This window comes from Pseudomonas sp. 34 E 7 (genome assembly GCF_900005715.1).
GTDB lineage: Bacteria > Pseudomonadota > Gammaproteobacteria > Pseudomonadales > Pseudomonadaceae > Aquipseudomonas > Aquipseudomonas orientalis_A.
This window is the reverse complement of record NZ_CVTX01000115.1, coordinates 1-6,829: the sequence shown is the minus strand read 5'-3', so window position 1 is coordinate 6,829 and position 6,829 is coordinate 1. Positions and strand designations below refer to the sequence as shown.

The 6,829-nt window shown below is 63.3% G+C and carries 7 protein-coding genes; 2 read left to right on the top strand and 5 right to left on the bottom strand.

Translation table 11 applies throughout. The features are described from left to right. Both BFP96_RS09850 and BFP96_RS09845 read left to right on the top strand, forming a co-directional pair. Positions 1-824 (top strand): FGGY-family carbohydrate kinase (locus BFP96_RS09850; protein ID WP_256548903.1); only part of this gene is annotated, 824 nt, incomplete at its 5' end. 75 nt (positions 825-899) lie between these two features. After that, positions 900-1,625: an SDR family oxidoreductase gene (locus tag BFP96_RS09845; protein WP_065936111.1), complete on the top strand. Its 726-nt coding sequence runs from the start codon at positions 900-902 to the stop codon at positions 1,623-1,625. Here BFP96_RS09845 and BFP96_RS09840 read toward each other — a convergent pair. The 5 genes from BFP96_RS09840 to BFP96_RS09820 form a co-directional block, all read right to left on the bottom strand. Beyond that, complete coding sequence (locus BFP96_RS09840) at positions 1,622-2,626, bottom strand: LacI family DNA-binding transcriptional regulator (protein ID WP_065892579.1); 1,005 nt, start codon at positions 2,624-2,626, stop codon at positions 1,622-1,624. The genes BFP96_RS09845 and BFP96_RS09840 overlap by 4 nt on opposite strands. 58 nt (positions 2,627-2,684) lie before the next feature. Beyond that, positions 2,685-3,548, bottom strand: a complete 864-nt coding sequence (locus BFP96_RS09835) for a LysR family transcriptional regulator (RefSeq protein ID WP_065892578.1) — start codon at positions 3,546-3,548, stop codon at positions 2,685-2,687. A gap of 79 nt (positions 3,549-3,627) precedes the next feature. Continuing rightward, complete coding sequence (locus tag BFP96_RS09830; protein WP_065936110.1) at positions 3,628-4,884, bottom strand: Vps62-related protein; 1,257 nt, start codon at positions 4,882-4,884, stop codon at positions 3,628-3,630. A 641-nt stretch (positions 4,885-5,525) separates the two neighbouring features. Further along, on the bottom strand, positions 5,526-6,281 hold the full coding sequence (locus BFP96_RS09825) for a proteinase (protein WP_065896075.1): 756 nt from the start codon (positions 6,279-6,281) through the stop codon (positions 5,526-5,528). A 107-nt stretch (positions 6,282-6,388) separates the two neighbouring features. Continuing rightward, positions 6,389-6,829: TolC family protein (locus tag BFP96_RS09820; RefSeq protein WP_170875996.1), on the bottom strand; the 441-nt coding region annotated here is incomplete at its 5' end.

Here is a 6,829-nt window from a genome sequence, read left to right as displayed (position 1 = left end):
TGCTCGCCGGTGGCGTGGATGCGGCCATGGCGACCCTGGCGGCGGGCGTCACCCAACCGGGCAACCATGTGGCGATGATCGGCACCAGCATGTGTTGGGGCTACCTCAACCAGCGGGTGGACGCGCAGCACGGGTTGGTGAGCATGCCTCACGTCTATAACGGTCATCGCGACCTGTACATCTTTGGTGGCGCGATCACCGCAGGGGCATCGGTCAGTTGGTTCCGCGAGCAGTTCTGCCAGGCCGAGGAGCAACAGGCCCGGGCCAGCGGCGAGGACAGCCTGGTGTTGCTCGAGCGCAGCGCGATGAACATCCCGGCGGGCAGCGAGGGCCTGTTGTTCCTGCCGTACCTGATGGGCGAGCGCAGCCCGGTGTGGGACGACCGCGCCAGCGGCAGTTTTGTCGGGCTGAACCTGTATCACACGCGCATCCACCTGTACCGCGCCGTGCTCGAAGGGGTGAGTTTTGCCCTGCGCCACAATATCGAAGCCGGCACCCGGGGCGCGCATTCCCTTGACCCGCGCTTGATCGTGGTGGGCGGTGCGAGCCATTCGGATGTGTGGATGCAGATCATCGCGGACGTGACGCGCTACCCGGTGTACACCATCGTCCAGGAAGTCGAAGCGGCGCTGGGGGCGGCGTTGCTGGCAGCGCACACGGTGGGGTTGGTCAGTGATGAGGCGATGGACAAGGGCTGGGTGCAGTTGGCATTGCGGGCGCAGCCCAAGCGGGAGAATGTCGCGGTGTACGACCAGGTGTTTGCCGAGTACCTGAAGCTGTATCCCGCGCTGAAACCGATCATGCATAACCTGCAGGCCAACTGACCCGACAGGGTCAAACATGTGGGAGGGGGCAAGCCCCCTCCCACAGGGATCACCATTGTTTCGGGAATTATATTCATGCAGGCTACTTTCGACTTCACTCACCAGCGCATCCTCGTCACCGGCGCCAGCAGCGGCATCGGCCGCGAAATCGCCCTGCAGCTGATCGCCAGTGGCGCCGAGGTCTTCGCCCTGGGCCGCGACGCCCAGGCCCTGGCCGAACTGGGCTGCCACAGCCTGAGCGTGGATATCGCCGACAGCGCCGCACTCGACCACGCTTTGAGTGAGCTGCCGGCGCTGCACGGCCTGGTCAACTGCGCCGGCATTTCACGCCTGGAGCCCGCCGCCGCCATCAGCGCCGAAGCCTTCGACCAGGTGATGCAGGTCAACGCCCGCGCCGCGGCGCACGTGGCCAGCCGTGTGGCGGCAAAAATGATCGAAGAGAACATCGCCGGCAGCATCGTCAACGTCTCAAGCCAGGCCTCGCTGGTGGCGCTGGATGATCACCTGAGCTACTGCGCCTCCAAGGCCGCCCTCGATGCGATCACCCGCGTGCAATGCGCCGAATGGGGTCGCTTCGGCATTCGCGTCAACAGCGTCAACCCCACTGTCACCCTCACGCCGATGGCGACCATGGCCTGGTCCGACCCGGTCAAGCGCGACCCGGCACTGGCCGCCATTCCCCTGGGCCGTTTTGCGCACACCGTGGACGTCGCGTTGCCGGTGCTGTTCCTGCTCAGCGATGCGGCCAGCATGATCAGCGGCGTGAGCCTGCCGATTGATGGCGGCTATACCAGCCGTTAGCCGTTCTCCAACTGCCCGGCGATGACCACCTTGTCCCGTGGCTTGTGCGGGTCTTGCAGGCGATCGAGCAACAGGCGCACCGCGCTGCTGCCGGCCAGCGACGCATCGTGGGCCACGCAGGCGATGGGCACGCCGAAAATATCGGCGAAGGGCAGGCGGTCGATGCCGCAGATGGTCAGGCTGTCGTGGGCGATGTTGTGCATGCGCAACGCGCGCAGGGCGCCGAGGGTGATCAATTGGTTGAAGCCCATGATCGCGTCCGGCGCCGAGTGCGCGGCGAGGTAGTCGAGGGTGTGCAGGTAGGACGGCATCAGCGTGTAGTCCCCGGCCTGCACCTCGACCTGCACCTGGGGATGCTCGGCCAGCACTTCGCGCAGGCCCTTGAGGCGTTCGACGGTGATGCGCGAGTGTTCGGGGCCGGTCAGCACCAGCAGGCGCTTGAGGTCCGGGGTCTGGCGCAACAGGTAATGCGCGGCCTGGATGCCGCTGTGGTAGTTGTCGAGCACCACGCGGCTGAACGGGCTGTCGTGGAGTGTGCGGTCAAGCAGCACCACCGGGGTCTTGCCGTTGCCCAGGCGCTCGAGATAGTCGGGCTGGTAGCTTGGCTCATCGGAGACCGGCGACAGGATGATCCCCGCCACGCGATAACCCAGCAGGGTATCGACGGCCTTGCTTTCCAGTTCTTCGAGCTCATCGGTGTCCACCAGCATGATGGTGTAGCCGTGCTTTTTCGCTTCGCGGGAGATCGCCTTGATCATCTCGCTGTAGAACGGGTTGTCCACCGATGCGGTGATCACGCCGATGATCAGGCTTTCACTGCGCTTGAGCCCGCGCGCGAAGGCATTGGGCACGTAGTCGAGTTCGCGCGCCACTTCCAGAATGCGCGCCAGGGTGGCGGGTTTGACCAGGTCAGGTTTGCTCAACGCCCGGGACACGGTGATGGTGGTCATGCCCACCCGTTTGGCGATGTCGCTGATGGTGACGGACTTTTTCTTGTTCATCGGTAAGGCTGCAAGAGGACACACCCGCAGGCTAGCATGCGCGCCGGCCCAGGGTGATTCAAATCAGCGGGTCCCAGCGCTGCGACCAGTCACCTTCGGCCTTGACCACTTCGCGCAACAAGGTCAACGCCTGCTGCAGCACCGCCGAATCCCGCGCCCGCGAATACACCAGGTAGGTCGGGAAACTGAATTCCGGCGCCTTGGCCACCCGCTGCATCACGCCGCTGTCCAGGTAGCTCTGCACCACGCGCGTGCGGAAATACCCGGCGCCACCGTTCTCCAGGATGTACTGCAACGCCAGCGGCCCGAGGTTGAAACTCACGGCCGCGCGCGCGTGGTCGGGCAGGGCGGCGTCGTGCTGCTGGCGAAAACCCTGGCCCCAGTCGATATACACGTACGGCTCGGGCTGGCTCGTCAGTTGCACCAGGATCAGTTTTTCTTCCAGCACCTGCTCCACCTGCAAGCCCGGCCAGTACTGCGGCTGGAACACCAGCGCGGCGTCGAGCACGCCCAACTCCAACTGGCGCAACAGGTATTCGCCCTCGCGAATTTCGGTGCGCAGGGCATGCCCGGGGATATGCTCGCGCAGCGCCTTGGCCCAGCCGAGCATCAGCGGGTTGCACAGGCTGACCTCACCGCCGATATGCAGCACATTACGATAGCCATCGGGCAACGGCAGGTCGCGGCGCGCCGCTTCCCAGGTCTGCAGCAACTGGTTGGCGTACACCACGAAGGCCTCGCCGTCGGCGGTCAGGCGGGCACCGGCGCGGTTGCGCACGAACAGCGTACTGCCCAACTGGTTTTCCAGGTTTTTCACCCGTGCGGTGATGGCGGTCTGGGTGACGTGCAGTTTCTCCGCCGCTGCGGCGAGGCTGCCGCAGCGGGTGATTTCGAGGAAGGTGCGTGCCAGCTCGATGTCCATGTCGGTTCCGAAATCAAAAGAAAGTCGGCGCCATTGTAGGACGACTGGCGGTAAAGGGTGAGCGCAATGGCGCGTTCACTCAGGGCAGGATAATTTCGGCGGACGTTTCTCCTGCTATGGAGCGGCTGACCCTGACGGTATTGCCCTGGGTCGCAGGGTATTCGCTCCAGTACAGGCTGTTTTCATTGCTTCGGGTATACATCTGGCCCACCTGGCGCCCATCCGCCCTGAGCAGGCGATAGTCGCTGTTGATCAGGTAGACCGCCACCGCCTTGTGAGGCCCCAGGGTGCACCAGACGGTGTAGGTTTCGGATTTGGCCCAGCCTCGGGTTTGCGTGCTGACATGGGTGACGCTCAGGCTGATTTTTGCAGAGGCCTTGAAGAAACTGGCGAATTGCAGTTCGACGCTGCTTTCTGTGCCGACGGTCTGCGAGGTGCTCTCGGTGGTTGACCCATTTTCGATGCGGGTACTCGCCCAGTTATAGCGTTGTACGGTCGAAGTGTTGTTATGCGCGTGGTTGAGCAACACGTAGTAATCCTTGCGCTCCAACTGGTAGTAGGGCGTCTGGGTCAACTGTTCCATTGGGGTCAGGTCGGGGTCTTCGATAGTGAACCAGGGCAGTTGGGTGACATAGGCCGTGGTGGTTTTTTCGAACGCTGAAGGCTTGGCGTAGCTGTGCAGAATGGGGGCGACGCTGGGCGCCGTCGATTCAATCAGCATATGTGCGCGCAGGGCATGCACGGGGGGACTGGCCAACGGTCGAGCATAGCCCGGCTGGCCCATGAAAGTGGCGGCGCTGAAATACACTTCAGCCGGTGGCGCAGTGGGCGGCTTGATACTCCAGGCGGAAAAATCCCCGGGTGCGCCGGTGCCTCGATCGCTCCACAGCAGTTCGTCGATGTGCGACGTGACCGGCAGATCATCACGCAGGCACCGAACCGCATTCACGGAAGGCTCAAGCAGGCCGTTGCCAACTACCAAACCCATTGCCACATAGCCTTCAGGCGGCACCGGGCGCCAGATCGACACGTTGTGCCCCGGTTGCTCAAAGGCCCATACCCGTTCGAAATCCGTGGGTGGCTTCAAGGCGGTACCCGTGGGGCCATTGGCATCGGCGACCACCGGCATCGCCTGGACGCCGTCGATGGTGTTGAAATTATCTTCAAGCCTGTCGCCGATCGGGTAGTAGCCAGCCAGCTTCGGAGGTATGCGAGGGCGCCAGAGACCGGCGGGCGCGTCGCCAAAATGCCCATCCTCGCGACGCCGGTTGTTCCAGAGGTGAGTAAAGTTGTTAGTGAAGTTGATCAGCAAGTCTTTGTATTTAAGGGGGGCCATCGGGATCGCTCTGTTCAGTCGGGAAACCCCTGGCGGTTATCAGGCCGCCGGAAGGTTGAGTACGCTGGACAGTTGATACCTGCTGGAGAAGCGGGGAGCGGTAGATAGCTATTATTAGGGCAGGCATCTTTTGATTGGAATGCAGTGCAAATGTGGGAGGGGGCTTGCCCCCGATGGCGGCCTCAGAGCCGACCAGGATGTTGGATCAGATCGAGTACATATCCGTTTCTGCGGTCACGGCCACTTAGGGTTCCGCCCTGACGGCGGCTCACTTTTGAAAAGCGCAAAAGTAAGCAAAACGCTCTTGCCCCACCACTCGGCACCTCGCTTGGGCTCGGTGTGCCCGAACGCAGGCTTGAATCCGTGGGCCGCCGCCACGCGCCATCCATGGCGCGGGGCGGCTAACCCGGCGTCCTGCCGGGTTACCCACGGATTCAAGCCTGCGTTCGGCCAGCGTGGTTTAACGGGGCGCCTAAGATCAAGATCAAAAGCCAGATCAAGAGCGACTCGCTGCGCATCGTGGTTACGGTTGGGCGCTGCTGAGTTGTGTAGATACTTATGGTCATCGGGGGCAAGCCCACTCCCACATTGGGTTGTGGGGTGAATCAAGAGTGATCGAACTTCGGTAGATCCGGTACGGCTCACTCCCAGCCGCCACGGTCGAGACACCGGGTGTTCGCCGGAGGCTGTTTGCCGTAGGCCAGAAACTCCCCGAGCCAGCGGCTGACGCAGCCGTCGGCCGTGGCCTGGGCGGGTTCCTTGAGCAGCAGCGAGTCGACGCCGGACGCGCTCGGTTCGCCGCGCCCGGCGTTGACCAGCACCATGCGTGCGATGCGTTCGGGAAACAGCGTGGCGTAGCGGTTGCCCAGGCGCGCCGCGTCGGCATTGCCGACGTAGTTGAGCCGGGACTCGCCCAGTTGCCCGCGCACATACTCCATATCCTCTGCCGCCTGTTCGAGGGCGTCGCTGCCTTTGAGGTCGCGGCTGCTCAGTTCGATCATGTCGTAGCGGTCGACGAGCATGCGATACGCCGGGGTGGCGTAAGACTCCCAGCGGCCGGCCAGATGCAGGGCAAAGGTGGTGTTTCTGGCCGTACGCGGATCGCCGGACTGGATAAACACCACGCCCTCGCGGTTGAGCGGGTCGCGCGCGCCGACGCGTGTCACGCTCAAGCGCAGGCGGCCGCGGCCAGGGGCGGCATGGTCGCGGGGCACCGTCACCAGGCCACATTGGGTACGGGCGAGTACGTCGGGGTCGAGCTGCTCGAACACCGGGAAGGGGCAATCGAGTAACCAATCAATGGCCGTGGGCGCGATCAACGGCTCGGCCAGGGCCAGGTGTGCGATCAGCCAGCCGCCGAGGCAGACCAGGCATTTTCCAACAACGCTGGATTTCATTAGAAGGTCCCGGGAAGCCGTGTGAAGTCGGCTTTTTTACCAAGGACCTTGGGTCTAATAATGTAAGGCGATTAAACGGATCGTGTACGAAACTGGAGTTTCGTTTATCAGGTGCCGCTATTCCAGCCACCGCCCAAGGCTTTGTACAACGCGATGCTGGCCTGCAGGCGCGACAGCCGCAGCTGCACGTCCAAGTCCTGGGCCGCGTACAACGTGCGTTGGGTCTCCAGCACTGTGAGCAAATCCTCGGCGCCCGCCTGGTAGCGGCTTTCGGCGATCTGGAACGCAGTCCGGGCCTGTTGCAGTTCTTCGGCTTGCCATTGGCGTTGCTGGTCGAGGCGGCTGATGCTGCTGAGGGCTTTTTCCACATCGGCAAAGCCGTTGATGATCGCCCCACGGTAGATTTGCAGAAGCTCATCCTGGCGCGCGCGGGCCTTGTCGCGTTCGGCGCTTAAACGACCGTTGTTGAAGATCGGCGCCACCAGGCCCGAGGTCAGGGTGTAGAACGGGCTGCGCAGGATCTCGTCGGCCTTGTAGGCGCCCGAACC